Origin of the sequence: Bacillus sp. FSL R5-0443, assembly GCF_038608285.1 — a bacterium.
Taxonomy (GTDB): Bacteria; Bacillota; Bacilli; order Bacillales; family Bacillaceae; genus Bacillus; species Bacillus velezensis.
This window is the reverse complement of record NZ_CP152013.1, coordinates 2,380,386-2,395,515: the sequence shown is the minus strand read 5'-3', so window position 1 is coordinate 2,395,515 and position 15,130 is coordinate 2,380,386. Positions and strand designations below refer to the sequence as shown.

Here is a 15,130-nt window from a genome sequence, read left to right as displayed (position 1 = left end):
ATCGGCAAGGGGGAGAACATCAAATGAAAATCGCTTTGATTGCTCACGATAAAAAAAAGCAGGATATGGTTCAGTTTACGACCGCATATAAAGATATACTGAGCCATCATGAGTTATACGCGACAGGTACGACAGGCCTGAAAATCCAGGAAGCGACCGGATTGTCTGTTGAACGTTTTCAATCCGGCCCGCTCGGCGGGGATCAGCAAATCGGCGCATTGATTGCGGCAAATGCCCTGGATCTCGTCATTTTTCTGCGCGATCCGTTAACTGCGCAGCCTCATGAACCGGATGTCTCGGCGCTGATCCGGCTGTGTGACGTATACGCGATCCCGCTCGCCACAAATATGGGGACAGCGGAAATCCTCGTCCGGACGCTGGACGGCGGGGCATTTGATTTCCGCAATCTTGTGCGCGGAGGAGAGCCGAATGTCTGAACACGTTGATATTCTGGCGTTCGGCGCCCATAGTGATGATGTCGAGATCGGTATGGGCGGCACGATCGCAAAATTTACGGCTCAAGGAAAAACCGCGGTGATATGCGATTTGACCGAGGCCGAACTATCATCCAACGGAACGGTAGGGATAAGAAAAGAAGAAGCGGCAAAGGCGGCCCGAATTCTCGGCGTAAAAGAGAGAATCCAGCTTACGCTTCCCGACCGCGGGCTTTTGAAAAGTGAGGACGGCATCCGCCGGATTGTCAGTGTCATCAGAGCCTGCCGGCCGAAAACCGTTTTCATGCCTTATCCGAAAGACCGCCATCCTGACCACGGCAATGCGGCGGCTTTGGTCGAAGAAGCGGTGTTCTCGGCGGGAATTCATAAATACAGAGATCACCAGGAACTGCCGGCTCATAAGGCTCAGCGCGTATACTATTATATGATCAACGGGTTTCACCGTCCGGACTTTGTAATCGACATAACGGAAACCATCGATCTGAAAAAAGAAAGCCTGCACGCCTATCAAAGCCAGTTTATTCCTACGGCGCAGTCAGTGAACACACCGCTGACCAACGGTTATATCGAAATGGTGGAAGCGCGGGAAAAACTGTATGGCAAAGAAGCCGGGACGGGGTATGCCGAAGGCTTCTTTTCAAAACAGCTTCCCGTTTTGAATGATGATGTTTTTGGGGGCGGACAATGAGACCATTAAAAATAGGGATTACATGCTACCCGAGTGTCGGAGGCTCGGGTATTATTGCGACGGAACTCGGCAAGCTGCTTGCGGAAAAAGGGCACCAGGTTCATTTCATCACATCAAGCATCCCGTTCAGATTAAATACATATCATCCGAATATTCATTTTCATGAGGTGGAAGTCAACCAATACGCGGTATTTAAATATCCGCCTTATGATCTTACGCTGGCGAGCAAAATCGCCGAGGTTGCCGCGCGGGAAAATCTTGATATCATTCACGCGCATTATGCGCTGCCGCATGCGGTATGCGCTTATCTTGCCAAACAGATGCTCAAGCGCGACATCGGCATCGTGACGACGCTTCACGGTACGGACATCACCGTTTTAGGATATGATCCGTCATTAAAAGATTTAATCCGTTTTGCCATCGAAGCGTCCGACAGAGTGACGGCGGTATCAACCGCGCTTGCCGGAGAAACATATGACTTAATCAAGCCGGATAAAAAAATTGAGACCATCTACAACTTTATTGATGAACGTGTTTATCTTAAGAAAAATACAGAGAGTATAAAAGAGAAACATGGCATTTTGCCGGATGAAAAAGTCGTCATCCATGTCTCGAACTTCAGAAAGGTAAAACGTGTTAAAGATGTCATCCGCGTTTTCCGTAATATCGCAGCCAAAACAAAGGCGAAGCTCCTGCTTGTCGGCGACGGACCGGAAAAGTGCGTCGCTTGGCAGCTAGTCGAAAAATACGGCCTGCAGGATCAAGTGCTGCTCCTCGGAAATCAGGACAGGGTGGAAGAGCTGTATTCCATCAGTGACCTTAAGCTCCTTCTTTCTGAAAAAGAAAGTTTCGGACTCGTACTTCTGGAGGCGATGGCCTGCGGCGTGCCGTGCATCGGAACAAATATCGGCGGAATCCCGGAAGTGATTAAAGATCAATTAAGCGGTTTTCTGGTGGAAGTCGGCGATATTCAGACGGCATCTGAAAAGGCGCTTGCCGTTTTAGAAGATAAACAGCTCAGCAAACGATTGACTGATCATGCGCTGAAAATGGTGGAGACCGCCTTTTCTTCGCAAAGAATCGTCAGTCAGTATGAACGGATTTATGACGAATTGGCAGGACCGGAGTGATCTTATGGAACAGGAATTTGTCAAAGCCCTCCCCATCCTTCATCACCTGATGAAGGCGGGCCATCAGGCGTACTTTGTCGGGGGAGCCGTCAGAGACAGCTATATGAAACGAAAAATAGGTGATGTGGACATCGCAACCAGCGCTTCGCCGAATGAGGTGGAGCGTCTCTTTAAGCGGACTGTCGATGTAGGAAAAGAGCACGGCACCGTCATCGTCCTGTGGGAAGATGAAACCTATGAAGTCACCACTTTTCGTGCCGAATCAGAATATAAGGACTACCGGCGCCCTGAAGCTGTGCGGTTCATTACTTCTTTATCAGAAGACTTAAAGCGGAGAGACTTAACGATTAATGCGATGGCGATGTCTGCCGAAGGAGAGCTGCTTGATTATTTCGGAGGCGCACATGATATCGGACAAAAGCTGATCCGTACGGTGGGTAATCCTGAAGACCGTTTTCGGGAAGACGCTCTGCGGATGATGAGAGCCGTCCGCTTTATGAGTCAGCTCGGCTTTCTGTTAGAAAAAGAAACAAGAGAGGCCGTCATAAAAGACAGGGAGCTTTTGGCACATGTATCAGTAGAACGAAAGACCGTCGAGTTTGAAAAGCTGCTGCAGGGCGCTTTCTCACAGGAAGCAATTCAAACGATGGTGCAGACAGGTCTGATACAAGAGCTGCCCGGCCTTTCCGGTTATGAGCAGCAAATGCTGGAAGCAAGCGGATTTCCCTTTTCTTCTTTAGATGCACGCGAAGAACGCTGGGCAGCGCTGTTATTGTTTCTCGGTCTTTGTCCGAAAAGCGCCGAGGCGTTTTTAAAACAATGGAAACTGCCGGGAAAAGTCATAAAAAAAGCGGTGCAGATCATAAGCGTTTATCCGGCGCAGCTGGAAGCGGAAGCGATGTACCGGGCGGGAGAGGCGCTGTTTTCAGCCGTTAAAATCGGGATGCTGAAAAAGCATAAGACGATTGATGAACAAAAGCTGAAAGAGGTTCAGAGCCTGTATGAGCAGCTGCCGATCAAAAGCCTTCGAGACCTCGACATTTCAGGCGCTGATCTGATGGAGCTCAGAAACCGCCGCGCGGGTAAATGGGTGGCCGAAGAACTTCGCCGGATCGAAGAAGCGGTATTGGCAGGGAAGCTCCCTAACCGAAAACATGACATAAAGGAGTGGCTCGCATCATGGGATCAACATTAAGAACCCGATTAATTGATTTATTTTCTGAAGCGGGTGACGGCTTTATCTCCGGGCAGAAAATAAGTGACGCGCTCGGCTGCTCGAGAACCGCCGTTTGGAAACATATAGAGGAGCTCCGCAAAGAGGGCTATGAGGTTGAGGCGGTCAGGCGAAAAGGGTACAGGCTCATTAAAAAACCGGGGAAACTCAGTGAGTCCGAAATCCGTTTCGGGCTGAAAACAGAGGTTTTGGGCAAACAGCTTCATTACCGGGACGTCCTGCCGTCCACCCAAAAAACCGCTCATGAACTTGCCAATGACGGCGCGCCGGAAGGGACACTCGTAGTCGCCGATAAACAAACGGCAGGCAGAGGAAGAATGGCCAGAGTATGGCATTCACAGGAGGGAAACGGGATTTGGATGAGCCTCATTCTGAGACCCGACGTTCCTTTGCAAAAAACGCCGCAGCTCACCCTGTTATCTGCCGTTGCGGTCGTACAGGCCATCGAGGCTTTTACAGGTGTACAGCCCGCCATTAAATGGCCGAATGATTTAATGATTCACGGCAAAAAAGCCGTCGGGATTTTAACTGAGCTGCAGGCGGAAGAAGACCGTGTCCGTTCGGTTATTCTCGGGATCGGGATCAACGTGAACCAGCAGGAAACCGATTTTCCCGGCGAGCTTCAGGACATTGCGACGAGCCTGAGCATGGAAGCCGGCGAGAAAATTGACAGAGCGGGTCTGATACAAGAGATTCTGCTGACTTTTGAAAAACGCTATCAGGATTACTTGAAGCACGGCTTTACACCGATCAAGCTGCTATGGGAAAGCTATGCGGTCGGACTGGGGAACGAGCTCAGAGCGAGAACGCTGCAAGGGACGTTTTACGGGAAATCGCTCGGCATTGATGATGAGGGAGTTCTTCTCTTGGAAACGAGAGATGGTATAAAGAAGATCTATTCTGCCGATATTGAGCTCAATTAATCTTAGTTGGTACAAGCCTCGTGAATTTGGTATACTTCCTATGGGCAGTATCATAATGAACTGCACCCGATCAGCAGAACAGAGATTACGAAAAGTCTGCCTTGATCCAAAAAAGGACTGGGACAGAGGGATGACATTCGCCGAACGTTAAACAAGTGGGAATCCTTCTTATTTTACAGAAGGCTTTTTTGCTTGCGAAGAATTGGCGGCTCATCTCCTCACCGTTTAGAGGAGGAGAAACAGAATGAAAACAAAACTGGATTTCGTGAAAATGAAGGAAAACGGAGAGCCGATCGTAATGCTGACCGCTTACGATTATCCGCAGGCAAAGCTTGCGGAGCAGGCGGGAGTCGACATGATTTTAGTCGGGGATTCGCTCGGAATGGTCGTGCTCGGACTCGATTCAACAGTCGGCGTAACGGTCAGTGACATGATTCACCATACAAAAGCGGTAAAACGCGGTGCGAAAAATACGTTTATCGTAACTGACATGCCGTTTATGTCTTACCACCTTTCAAAAGAGGATACATTGAAAAACGCCGCGGCCATTATTCAGGGAAGCGGCGCGGACGCGTTAAAGCTGGAAGGCGGAGACGGCGTTTTCGAATCCATCCGCGCGCTGACTCTCGGCGGAATTCCCGTCGTCAGCCATTTAGGCCTCACACCGCAGTCTGTCGGCGTATTAGGCGGATATAAAGTACAGGGAAAAGATGAGCAAAGCGCGAAAAAGCTCATTGAAGACAGCATCAAATGCGAGCAGGCGGGAGCGATGATGCTCGTGCTTGAATGCGTGCCTGCTGAACTGACTGCTAAAATAAAAGAAGAAGTATCCATTCCCGTCATCGGAATCGGAGCCGGTTCAAAAGCGGACGGCCAAGTCCTTGTCTATCATGACGTCGTCGGCCACGGCGTGGACAGAACACCGAAGTTCGTGAAGCAATACGCCAAAATCGACGGCACGATTGAGTCGGCCCTCAGCGGTTACGTCCGTGATGTGAAAGAACGGGTTTTCCCGGAAGAAAAGCATTCCTTTCAGATAAACCAAACTGTGCTGCAAGGCTTGTACGGAGGAAAGTAAGCGATGAAACAACTGACAGAAACTCAACAGCTGAAAGAATTAATTGCACAATACCGCTCAGAAGGCCGGACGATCGGATTCGTCCCGACAATGGGTTTTCTTCATGAAGGACATCTGACACTGGTTGAAAAAGCAAGCAAAGAAAACGATATTGTCGTGATGAGCATCTTTGTCAATCCGACTCAATTCGGACCGGGCGAGGATTACGAAGCATATCCGCGAGATTTAAAGCGCGATGCCCGGCTTGCAGAACAGGCGGGGGCAGATGTTTTGTTTACGCCGTCTCCAAGTGATATGTACAAAGGCGAGCAAAATGTTGCCGTGCAAGTGAAAAGGAGAACTGACGTGTTGTGCGGCGCCTCCCGCGTCGGCCATTTTGACGGAGTGGCCACTGTGCTGACGAAGTTTTTCAATCTCGTTAAACCGACCCGCGCCTACTTCGGCCTGAAAGATGCCCAGCAGGCAGCGGTTGTGGACGGATTGATTGAGGATTTCTTTATGGATATCGAATTGGTTGCAGTGGACACGGTCAGAGAAGAAGACGGACTTGCCAAAAGCTCTCGCAACGTCTATCTGACTGAGCAGGAACGCAAAGAAGCGCCGATGATCTATAAAGCATTGCAGCAAGGTGCCGAACTGATCAGAGACGGTGAAAGAAATCCGGAAACCGTTATAAAAACCGTCACCGATATCATCGAAAACACAAGCGGCGTCATTGATTATGCCGAACTGTACGCTTATCCGGAGCTGACTCCGCTTAAAACATTAAACGGCAAGGTCATTCTGGCCTGTGCCGTCCAATTTTCTAAAGCCAGACTGATTGATAATATCATTATTGATATTGATGAATGGGAGAGATCATAATATGTACCGCACTATGATGGCCGGAAAACTGCACCGCGCTACCGTGACGGAAGCCAATTTAAACTATGTCGGCAGCATTACGATTGATGAAGATCTTTTAGATGCCGTCGGAATGCTCGCTAATGAAAAAGTTCAGATTGTGAATAATAATAATGGAGCGAGACTTGAAACGTATATTATTCCCGGTAAGCGGGGGAGCGGCGTCATCTGTTTAAACGGAGCAGCCGCCCGTCTCGTCCAAGAAGGAGATAAAGTCATTATTATTTCTTATCAAATGATGTCTGATCAGGAAGCAAAAAGCCATCAGCCGAAGGTGGCCGTTCTGGATGATCAGAATAAAATCGAGCAGATGCTGGGTCAGGAGCTGGCACACACGATTTTGTAAAAGAGCCCCCTTCATGGGGGTTTTCTTTTAAGATTTAGGGGCAAAAGCTGTTTTTCCGCTCCATTTCTCAACAAAACGTGTTACACTTTTCTCGTATGCAAGAATTGAGGTGTCCATTTTAATGAACAAACAACGGTTCGTTGTCATAGATGTCGAAACAACAGGAAATTCGCCGAAAAAGGGCGATAAAATCATTCAAATCGCAGCGGTTGTCATTGAAAATGGACAAATAACTGAGCGGTTTTCAAAATATATCAATCCGAATCAGGCCATCCCGCCGTTTATTGAACAGCTGACCGGAATTTCGTCCGGAATGGTTGAAAATGAACTGCCGTTTGAAGCGGTCGCGGAGGAGATTTTTCATCTGCTTGACGGCGCGTATTTTGTTGCCCACAATATTCATTTCGACCTCGGATTTGTCCGGCATGAACTGAGCGAAGCGGGCTATGAGCCGCCGGATTGTGAAGTGCTTGATACGGTTGAGCTTTCGCGTATTGTTTTCCCGGGGTTTGAAGGATATAAGCTCGGTGAGTTGTGCGCGGAGCTGAATATTGTTCATGACCGACCTCACCGCGCAGACAGCGATGCGGAGGTTACGGGACTGGTCTTTTTAGACATTTTACATAAACTGAAACATTTGCCTTTACCGACATTAAAGCAGCTTAGAAGGCTTTCACAGCATTTTATCAGCGATTTGACGCTGCTTTTGGATTCTTTTATACATGAAAGCAGGCCGGCGGAAGAAAAGAGCTGCATTCCATACGCCTCTTTTTCAATTAAAGAGCCCGATCACATTCCGGTTTCCCGTCCGGTGAATGCAGCCATTGACCTTGAAAAGTGGAACGAAGAAAAAGAACAGATCTTTTCCGGCATCATCCCCCGCTATGAAAAGCGGAAAGGGCAGCTTTCGATGATGGATGAAGTGCTTGGCGCCTTCCGCAATCGGGAGCATGCGCTGATTGAAGCGGCGCCCGGCATCGGAAAAACGATCGGTTATCTCGTTCCGGCTGTTTTATTTGCCAAAGCGGAGCAAACTCCCGTGATTATCAGCACGTACTCTACTCTTTTGCAGCAGCAGATCATGTCTAAAGATCTTCCGCTTTTGGAGCGTATGTTTCCTTGGCCGGTCAAAGCCGCTATTTTAAAAGGGAAATCACATTATTTGTGCCTGCCTAAGTTTGAACATATTCTGCATGAGGAAGATGACAACTATGATGCGGTTTTGACGAAAGCGCAGCTTCTCGTCTGGCTGACGGAGACTGAAACGGGCGACGCCGCTGAGCTGAATCTTCCATCAGGCGGCAGATTGCTGTGGGAGCGCATGGCTTACGATGAGAATTCTTTTTTTAAAAAAGGGAAGGACTCGGCTGCCGGGTTTTATGAACGGGCTAAAGAAAAGGCGCAGGCCGCAGATCTGATTATCACAAACCATGCTTTGCTGTTTTCAGATCAAAGCAGTGAAACGAAAAAACTGCCTGCAAGCGGAACGGTCATCATTGATGAAGCGCATCATTTCGAACGCGCTGCCAGCGAGCACCTGGGGAAGAGAGCTTCATACATCGGACTGCACACAAAGCTCAGCCGAATCGGAACCTTAAAGGAACACGGACTGTTAAAGCGGATGAGAAAACTGTTTTATACGTATGAACTGCCGGCGGAAAGTTTTTTTGACGCCGATGAGTGGATGAAGCATATTCAATCGGAAAGCGACGCATTTTTCAGTTCGGTGCATTCTTTTGTCAAACGAAGAAAACCTAAAGACGATCTGAACCGTCTCGTTTATAGTCTCAATCATAAAAGCCAGGATAAAGGGTTTCACATGATAACGGACGGAGCGGAGCGGCTTTGTGCGATGCTGGATCAGCTGCTTGACATGTTTTCAGTACAGGAGAAACTGTTACATCAAAAGCTTGATCAGATGAAAAGCGGAGCGGCTTTTTTAGCGGCCGAATATGTAAAGTGTATCAGGGGGCTGAAAGAATATCGCGATACGTTCAGCAGGCTGCTGTTTGAAAATGATGAGAAAGAAGCCGTTTGGGTTGAAATTGACGCGAAGGGCGCAAAAAATGCCGTCAGCATCTATGCGCAGCCTTTGGAGCCCGGTGAAATGCTGGCAGACCAGTTTTTCGCCCGCAAAAAAAGCGTTGTGCTCACATCAGCGACCTTAATGGTGGAGCATTCTTTTCAATTTATGATTGAAAGGCTCGGACTTGCGGATTTTTATCCGCGCACCAAAAGCATCCCGTCTCCTTTTTCTTACGATGATCAGATGAACGTCATCATTCCGAAAGAGATGAAATCCGTTAAATATGACGGAGAGCGGGAAGTCATTGAGCATATTGCCAAGTATGCAGAAATCATGTCAAAGGGAAAACAGCCGAAGATCCTTGTCCTGTTTACGTCTCATGATATGCTGAAAAAAGTGTATCAGGAACTGAAACTCAGTATGGAGATATCAGGCATTCAGCTTCTCGCCCAAGGTATTTCGGGCGGGAGTCCCGGTAAATTAATGAAAACCTTTAAAACGGCAAGCCGGGCGATTTTACTCGGGACAAATCATTTCTGGGAAGGCGTTGATTTTCCGGGGGATGAATTGTCAACCGTCATGATCGCAAGACTTCCTTTCAGGGCGCCTGACAATCCGCTTCATGCCGCAAAATGCGAATTTGCCAAGAAGCAGGGGAAAAATCCGTTTCAGACGATTTCCCTGCCTGAGGCCGTGTTAACGTTCAGACAGGGGGTCGGGCGCCTTCTCCGTACGGCGGGAGACAAGGGAACAATCGTTCTTTTAGATCAGCGTGTAAAGACGGCGGGATACGGACGGCTGTTTCTTGAAGCGCTCCCGACTTCATCCCTTTTGGAGCTGACGGATGCCGAACTCGGGGCTTATGTCAGCCAAACGGAATAAAAGCCGCATAATCGCGGCTTTCGTGGTGTGGGATGAGGAATTGTTTTTATAGTAAAAGCGGGTTCATGCCGCCTTGTGATTTTATTATGCCGCGGGCGCATCCCGTTATGACTAACAAAATTTGTTCGACCGATGGAGGGTATAAAAATGGAAAGCAAAATTGAAATTCTGTCAACGATTAATGTGGAGCATTCAGATGATTTATATAAAATCGTCGATACATTAAACCGGACTTTGAAACGGGACAATCTGATGTTCGGGCTTGCGCTCGACGAAGAAAATCAAAATGAAGCGGTCTTCACCATTTATCGCACATAGGTGAAAAAGATGAGAAAAAAAGCATTAATATTTACAGCCGTATTTGGTATTATTTTTTTAGCAGTTCTTTTATTTTCGGCCAGCATTTTTAAATCTGCAATGGCCCAAAAAGAAGAAGGCCACGAAACAGCTGCCGCAGCCGCTAAAGAAAAAACGGATTTGACAGATGCTGAGAAAGTGGAGACCTTTGTCGGCAAACAGAAATATTATGTTGTTACCGGAACGGATAAACATGGAAAAGATATGTATGTATGGGTTCCGGCCGACAAAAAAGCAAAAATTCTCTCAAAAAAAGCCAGTGACGGCATTTCAAGCGGCAAGGCTGCCAAGATCGTCCGGGACGAAGGGCTTGTTTCCAAGCTGAATGGCGTTCACCCGGCGAGAGAAAACAATGTTCCGTTATGGGAAGTGACCTATATCAACAAAAGCGGGCAGTATAGCTTTAGTTATGTGGACTTTACAAGCGGCAAGATTCTCAAAAACATCACACCGTGAGACGTATTAGGGGGAGTTCAAGTTGAAATTGGCAAAAAGAGTATCCGCATTAACACCGTCTGCAACACTTGCAATTACTGCAAAAGCGAAAGAGCTGAAAGCAGAAGGCCATGATGTCATCGGCCTCGGAGCAGGAGAACCGGATTTTAATACGCCTCAGCACATTATAGATGCCGCGGTGCGTTCCATGAATGAAGGCCATACGAAATATACGCCTTCAGGCGGTCTGCCGGCGCTGAAAGACAGTATCGCAAAAAAATTCAAAAACGACCAGGGGATTGAATATAAGCCGTCAGAAATCATTGTCTGCACCGGAGCGAAACACGCTCTGTATACATTATTTCAGGTTATTCTTGATGAAGGGGACGAAGTGATTATACCGACTCCTTACTGGGTCAGCTACCCTGAGCAGGTGAAACTGGCAGGGGGGCGTCCCGTCTATGCAGAAGGGCTGGAATCCAATCAGTTTAAAATTTCACCGGAGCAGCTGAAGCAGGCTATCACCGAGAAAACAAAAGCGCTCATTATCAATTCACCGAGCAACCCGACAGGTGTTATGTATACGAAAGAAGAGCTTGCGGAACTCGGAAAAGTGTGTCTGGAGCATGGCATTCTGATCGTTTCCGACGAGATTTATGAGAAGCTTACATACGGAGGAAAAAAACACGTCTCAATCGCACAGCTTTCAGATGAATTGAAAGAGCAGACGATCATCATTAACGGCGTGTCGAAATCTCACAGCATGACGGGCTGGAGGATCGGCTATGCGGCGGGTTCGGAGACGATTATTAAAGCGATGACGAGCCTTGCGAGCCACAGCACATCAAATCCGACGTCTATCGCTCAATACGGCGCTATTGCGGCCTATAACGGTCCGGCTGAGCCGCTGGAAGAGATGAGACAGGCATTTGAGCACAGACTGAACACCATTTACGCTCAGCTCAGTGAGATTCCCGGATTCACCTGTGTCAAACCTGAAGGGGCGTTTTACTTGTTCCCTAACGCCAAAGCGGCCGCAGAAAACTGCGGATTCAAAGATGTCGATGAATACGTCAAGGCGCTTCTGGAAGAAGAAAAAGTCGCCATCGTGCCGGGCTCGGGTTTCGGTTCACCGGACAACGTCCGCTTATCTTACGCAACGTCACTCGATCTTTTAGAAGAAGCGGTCGAAAGAATCCGCCGCTTCACGGAAAAACACAGCTGATTCTGAAAAAGCGGCTTTTAAAGCCGCTTTTCACTTGCATTGACCCCGTTAGAGTAGAACGGGTATAATAAAGTGATGAAAAAAGAGATTCAGGCAGATTCCTGAATGTCTTTCTTGTTCTGGAGGGAAAGAGTTTGAAAACAACAATCAACCAAGTGTATAAACACACAGGCGAGGAAGTAACGATTGGAGCTTGGGTCGCTAATAAACGCTCAAGCGGTAAAATCGCATTTTTACAGCTGAGAGACGGTACCGGCTTCATTCAGGGAGTTGTCGTCAAAGCTGAAGTAGAAGAAGACATCTTCCAAATCGCAAAATCAGTGACACAGGAAACGTCACTTTATGTAAAAGGAATTGTGAAAGAGGACGAGCGTTCACCGCTTGGCTATGAGCTTGCTGTTACATCCATTGAAGTCATTCACGAAGCGACTGATTATCCGATTACGCCTAAAGAGCACGGTACGGAATTTTTAATGGATCACAGACATTTATGGCTCCGTTCGAAACGCCAGCACGCAATTATGAAAATCCGCAACGAAATCATCCGTGCGACTTATGAGTTTTTCAACAAAGAAGGCTTCGTGAAAGTTGATCCGCCGATTTTGACGGGAAGCGCTCCGGAAGGCACGACTGAGCTGTTCGCGACGAAATATTTTGATGAAGACGCCTTCTTGTCTCAAAGCGGCCAGCTGTATATGGAAGCAGCTGCAATGGCGCTCGGAAAAGTATTCTCTTTCGGACCGACGTTCAGAGCGGAAAAATCGAAAACGAAACGCCATCTCATCGAATTCTGGATGATTGAGCCTGAAATGGCATTTGTTGAATTTCAAGAAAACCTTGAAGTTCAGGAGAATTATGTTGCATACATCGTACAAAGTGTGCTGGAACATTGTAAGATCGAGCTGAACACATTAGGTAGAGACACATCGAAGCTTGAACAAATCAAAGCGCCATTCCCGCGCATTACGTACGATAAAGCGATCGAATTCCTGAAAGAAAAAGGCTTTGACGATATTGAGTGGGGAGATGACTTCGGTGCGCCGCATGAAACAGCGATCGCAGAAAGCTATGACAAACCGGTGTTTATCACTCATTACCCGACGTCATTAAAACCGTTTTATATGCAGCCTGCCAAAGATCGTGACGATGTCGTGTTATGTGCCGACTTAATCGCTCCGGAAGGCTACGGGGAAATCATCGGCGGTTCAGAACGCGTTCATGATATGGATTTATTGGAAGAAAGATTAAAAGAACACGGTCTGGATTCAGATGCTTACAAATGGTATGCTGAACTTAGACAATACGGTTCTGTTCCGCACTCCGGTTTCGGCCTCGGACTTGAGCGGACAGTGGCTTGGATCAGCGGAGCGCCTCACGTGCGTGAAACGATTCCGTTCCCGAGACTTCTGAACCGTCTGTATCCGTAATAGTTATGAAAAACGAAGTCTCCTGCAAGGGAGACTTTTTCTAAGTAAAGGGGAAAGCTCCCGGAGATAACCTTTTTACAGTAAGAGGTGTAAGGATGAAAAAACAGCAATTTATAGATATGCAGGAACTCGGCATTTCAAGCATTCCCAACCTGCTGCTGACACATTACCGGCAGCTCGGGCTGAATGAAACCGAATTGATCCTGCTTTTGAAGATTAAAATGCATTTGGAAAAGGGCTCTTATTTTCCGACGCCGTTTGAACTTCAATCAGGCATGTCCATCTCTGCTGAAGAATGTACAAGCTGCTTGAGGATGTTTATTCAAAAAGGTTTTCTGTTTATTGAAGAATGTGAAGACCATAACGGCATAAAGTTTGAAAAATATTCTCTGCAGCCGTTATGGGCGAAGCTGTATGATTACATGCAGCATTCACAAAACGAAACGCAGGAAAGAACGTCAGAAAGAGAACAAAAAAGCCTGTATACCATCTTTGAAGAAGAGTTCGGAAGACCGCTGTCGCCGCTTGAATGCGAGACGCTGGCCATATGGCAGGATCAGGATCAGCATGATGCGATTCTGATTAAACACGCCTTAAAAGAAGCCGTTTTATCGGGGAAACTCAGTTTTCGCTATATTGACCGGATTTTATTTGAATGGAAAAAGAACGGCTTTAAAACGGTTGAGCAGGCGAAGGCGCACAGCCAAAAATTCCGGCGTGTTCAAACAAAACAAAATGATCCGCAAAAAGAGTATACGAGGCAGGTGCCTTTTTACAATTGGCTGGAACAATAACATGAGAAGGGGAGAAACGTGTTAAATTTAAAGCAGATTGAATATTGTCTTGAAAAAATCGGTGATATGTTTCCGCACGCAGAATGTGAACTTGTCCATTCAAATCCTTTCGAACTGGTTGTGGCAGTCGCACTATCCGCGCAATGTACGGATGCTCTCGTCAACAGAGTGACAAAAACGCTATTTCAAAAATATAAACGGCCCGAAGATTATCTTTCCGTATCGCTGGAAGAACTCCAGCAGGATATTAAATCAATCGGTCTGTACCGTAATAAAGCCAAAAATATTCAAAAGCTGAGCAAAATGATCATCGAAGAGTACGGCGGAGAAGTGCCGAAAGACCGGGATGTGCTTGTGAATCTGCCGGGTGTCGGACGGAAAACGGCAAATGTGGTCGTGTCTGTTGCTTTCGGCGTACCTGCGATCGCAGTAGACACTCATGTGGAGCGGGTCTCTAAACGGCTCGGTATCTGCCGCTGGAAGGACTCTGTTTTGGAAGTAGAGAAAACATTAATGAAAAAAGTGCCGAAAGAGGATTGGTCTGTTACGCATCACAGATTAATATTTTTCGGCAGGTATCATTGTAAAGCGCAATCTCCCCGCTGTGCGGAATGTCCTTTGCTTCCGCTGTGCAGAGAAGGGCAGAAGCGTGACAAAAAAGGGCTGGTGAAACGGTGACGGCGATTGACATTCTGGCAGGCTATGAAACATACCTGCGCAGCCTTACGGACTTGGAAAGCCTTGAGATCAAAACGGCGCTGCGCCGCCATCCTCTGTATATGGATTTCAGCGGTCAGCCAACCGTGCAGCCATGGAGGGAAAGGGGCGAATATGTCCCGTTTCTGTTTCAGATTTGGAATGAAACGAAAGAAACGCTGCTTCCCGTTTTTCAAACAAGAAAATCGAGATGTGATCAAAATGACATGCTGAAGGGAATTGCCTGTCTGATTGCCGCTTTTCACTGGACGGCAGGGGAGCGGGTCACATCACTCGACTGGACTGTGCTTGAAACAAAGCATTTTCCCGCCGAACCGATCAATTGGGCGGAGCGAATGGCGTTTATTTTAACGAAACCGACTCAATATCACTCGTTTATTCAGCTTGATGAATTGATGACGGAGATGAAGAAACAATATCATAAATATGAAGCCATGAACAAAGGTTAAAAACCTCCTTTTCTCATAAGGAGGTTTTTTTGTATGAAAAAAATCCTTCACCTGGTTGAGG

General features: G+C 47.5%; 16 protein-coding genes. All 16 read left to right on the top strand.

The window, feature by feature from the left end; all coding sequences use genetic code 11:
- The first annotated feature begins 23 nt into the window (after nt 1-23).
- The 16 genes from mgsA to NYE28_RS11870 all read left to right on the top strand — a co-directional run bounded on the left by mgsA (nt 24) and on the right by NYE28_RS11870 (nt 15,069).
- Nucleotides 24-437 carry a methylglyoxal synthase gene (gene mgsA, locus NYE28_RS11945; protein ID WP_003153499.1) on the top strand — a complete coding sequence of 138 codons (414 nt, stop codon included), beginning with the start codon at nt 24-26 and terminating at the stop codon, nt 435-437.
- Nucleotides 430-1,143 (top strand): bacillithiol biosynthesis deacetylase BshB1, encoded by a 714-nt coding sequence (gene bshB1 / locus NYE28_RS11940; RefSeq protein ID WP_059368454.1) that lies wholly within the window; start codon nt 430-432, stop codon nt 1,141-1,143. The genes mgsA and bshB1 overlap by 8 nt, the downstream gene beginning before the upstream one ends.
- Nucleotides 1,140-2,273, top strand: a complete 1,134-nt coding sequence (gene bshA, locus NYE28_RS11935; protein WP_100001535.1) for an N-acetyl-alpha-D-glucosaminyl L-malate synthase BshA — start codon at nt 1,140-1,142, stop codon at nt 2,271-2,273. Before bshB1 ends, bshA begins: the two co-directional genes overlap by 4 nt.
- 4 nt (nt 2,274-2,277) lie before the next feature.
- Complete coding sequence (locus NYE28_RS11930; RefSeq protein WP_059368453.1) at nt 2,278-3,468, top strand: CCA tRNA nucleotidyltransferase; 1,191 nt, start codon at nt 2,278-2,280, stop codon at nt 3,466-3,468.
- Entirely contained in the window at nt 3,453-4,430 is a 978-nt protein-coding gene (locus NYE28_RS11925) for a biotin--[acetyl-CoA-carboxylase] ligase (RefSeq protein ID WP_059368452.1), read from the top strand. Before NYE28_RS11930 ends, NYE28_RS11925 begins: the two co-directional genes overlap by 16 nt.
- 244 nt (nt 4,431-4,674) lie before the next feature.
- On the top strand, nt 4,675-5,508 hold the full coding sequence (gene panB, locus NYE28_RS11920; RefSeq protein WP_094031800.1) for a 3-methyl-2-oxobutanoate hydroxymethyltransferase: 834 nt from the start codon (nt 4,675-4,677) through the stop codon (nt 5,506-5,508).
- 3 nt (nt 5,509-5,511) lie between these two features.
- A complete protein-coding gene (panC, locus tag NYE28_RS11915) occupies nt 5,512-6,372 on the top strand; it encodes a pantoate--beta-alanine ligase (protein WP_012117844.1) in 861 nt (286 codons plus the stop codon).
- Between the two features lies 1 nt (nt 6,373).
- Nucleotides 6,374-6,757: an aspartate 1-decarboxylase gene (panD, locus tag NYE28_RS11910; RefSeq protein WP_094031799.1), complete on the top strand. Its 384-nt coding sequence runs from the start codon at nt 6,374-6,376 to the stop codon at nt 6,755-6,757.
- Nucleotides 6,758-6,878: 121 nt separating this feature from the next.
- Nucleotides 6,879-9,665 carry an ATP-dependent DNA helicase DinG gene (gene dinG / locus NYE28_RS11905; RefSeq protein WP_160223141.1) on the top strand — a complete coding sequence of 929 codons (2,787 nt, stop codon included), beginning with the start codon at nt 6,879-6,881 and terminating at the stop codon, nt 9,663-9,665.
- A 147-nt stretch (nt 9,666-9,812) separates the two neighbouring features.
- Complete coding sequence (locus NYE28_RS11900) at nt 9,813-9,983, top strand: YpmA family protein (RefSeq protein ID WP_003153512.1); 171 nt, start codon at nt 9,813-9,815, stop codon at nt 9,981-9,983.
- Between the two features lie 9 nt (nt 9,984-9,992).
- Nucleotides 9,993-10,478: a cell wall elongation/penicillin-binding protein regulator TseB gene (gene tseB, locus NYE28_RS11895; RefSeq protein WP_007409483.1), complete on the top strand. Its 486-nt coding sequence runs from the start codon at nt 9,993-9,995 to the stop codon at nt 10,476-10,478.
- A gap of 22 nt (nt 10,479-10,500) precedes the next feature.
- Complete coding sequence (locus NYE28_RS11890; RefSeq protein ID WP_007612190.1) at nt 10,501-11,682, top strand: pyridoxal phosphate-dependent aminotransferase; 1,182 nt, start codon at nt 10,501-10,503, stop codon at nt 11,680-11,682.
- A 134-nt stretch (nt 11,683-11,816) separates the two neighbouring features.
- A complete protein-coding gene (asnS, locus tag NYE28_RS11885) occupies nt 11,817-13,109 on the top strand; it encodes an asparagine--tRNA ligase (protein ID WP_060562796.1) in 1,293 nt (430 codons plus the stop codon).
- A gap of 95 nt (nt 13,110-13,204) precedes the next feature.
- Nucleotides 13,205-13,903, top strand: coding sequence for a DNA replication protein DnaD (dnaD, locus tag NYE28_RS11880; RefSeq protein WP_003153516.1), 699 nt, complete (start codon nt 13,205-13,207; stop codon nt 13,901-13,903).
- Between the two features lie 18 nt (nt 13,904-13,921).
- Complete coding sequence (nth, locus tag NYE28_RS11875; RefSeq protein WP_076425357.1) at nt 13,922-14,581, top strand: endonuclease III; 660 nt, start codon at nt 13,922-13,924, stop codon at nt 14,579-14,581.
- Complete coding sequence (locus NYE28_RS11870; RefSeq protein ID WP_032870046.1) at nt 14,578-15,069, top strand: YpoC family protein; 492 nt, start codon at nt 14,578-14,580, stop codon at nt 15,067-15,069. Before nth ends, NYE28_RS11870 begins: the two co-directional genes overlap by 4 nt.
- Nucleotides 15,070-15,130: the final 61 nt, after the last annotated feature.